3 protein-coding genes are annotated in these 1,311 nt (G+C 24.3%); all 3 read left to right on the forward strand.

The genetic code is table 11. From position 1 onward, the window contains the following. On the forward strand, window positions 1-290 hold a 290-nt coding region (locus LJD32_RS14885), incomplete at its 5' end, for a TnpV protein (RefSeq protein ID WP_227392774.1). A 230-nt stretch (window positions 291-520) separates the two neighbouring features. After that, the gene (locus LJD32_RS14890) at window positions 521-967 is read left to right on the forward strand and encodes a DUF6568 family protein (RefSeq protein WP_227392773.1); all 447 of its coding nucleotides are present in this window, start codon (window positions 521-523) and stop codon (window positions 965-967) included. An 11-nt stretch (window positions 968-978) separates the two neighbouring features. Then, window positions 979-1,311: hypothetical protein (locus tag LJD32_RS14895; protein WP_227403838.1), on the forward strand; the 333-nt coding region annotated here is incomplete at its 3' end.

Genomic DNA, 1,311 nt, shown 5'->3' on the forward strand with positions numbered 1-1,311 from the left:
AAGTAGAAGAAATGCATTTAAATCGCTTTGGAAGAGCAAAGCTAGATTATTTAAAAAAATATGATTATGGGCTATATTTCAAATTATTTTCAAAAAATGAATTAAATGATTATCTGTTAAAAGTACAAAAAGAAGCTGACGATTTATATGAAAGATTGGTTGAAGAATATAAAATCAAGTGGAATGTTACTGAAGAACTTAAACAAAAGAATCAAATTAAAAGGGTCTTAATGATGAATAATATTAAGAGCTGTGTGGATGAAATTGTATATAAGACACTTCTAGATTAATAATGTAAGCTATTTTCAATTATGAAAGTAGCTTTTTTAGATAGGTGTAACTATTTAATTTTTTATTTTCGTGCCATAAAATTGACTTCCATGCCAGAAAGATACCGATTTAAAAGAAAATAAATAAAATAATAAGTGTAGAGAGGAAATATAAAAGATATTTCAAAAAATACTTGAGTATAAAGTGACTCTATAGTCTATGCTAAAGGTGTCAAAGGAGGAAATGACCTATGGAAAAGAGTAAAAAGACTTTAAAAATGATTGGGATTTGTATTATTGGACTTGTAATTGTGGTGGCAGTAAATATGTTGAAAAAACCAGAAGATCCGTTTAAAAATCCAAAAGATGTTGGATTTAGATATCAACATATCGAAGAAAAGAATCTATTAAATAATTCTGAAAATGATACGTATTTTGTATACTTCTATGAAACAGGAAATAAACAATGTGAAGAAGTAAATGATGATATCAAAAAAACTTTAAGCGGAAATTCAAATCTTTATTTTTTCAATATAGAAGATACTACATTAAAAACAGGAAAAGATTTTGATTATAAAAATGTAACAGATTATAAAGATATCACAGTAAAACAAGTACCAATGCTCATTCATGTAGAAAATAAAAAGATTGATCATGTTTATTACAAAGCAAGTGATATTAAAAAGGCACTTGATTAATAAAAATTGTTATGGAAAAACGCTCACGTATTATTCAATCAATTCATAATTTTAAAGATATTGAAAATCAAGTGAATTTAGATATTAATAGAATTGTACGTAATAATTTTCAATTAATAAAACCCAAAGTAACCTGTGTTATTATTAATGATAATAATGATCAATTAATAAGCAGTATAAAAAAAGAAATTAAAATATTTGATGAAATTATTGTGGCTAATATCCAAAAAGAATCGTTTACAAATAAAATAAATTGTTTCTTGAGTAAGAATAAGATTCAATGTTATCGATATGATAATAAACAAGAAATTCAAAATGATATTTTACAGTATGTTCATTGTTCA

The organism is Faecalibacillus sp. TM498, assembly GCF_020589955.1.
Taxonomy (GTDB): domain Bacteria; phylum Bacillota_I; class Bacilli_A; order Erysipelotrichales; family Coprobacillaceae; genus Faecalibacillus; species Faecalibacillus intestinalis.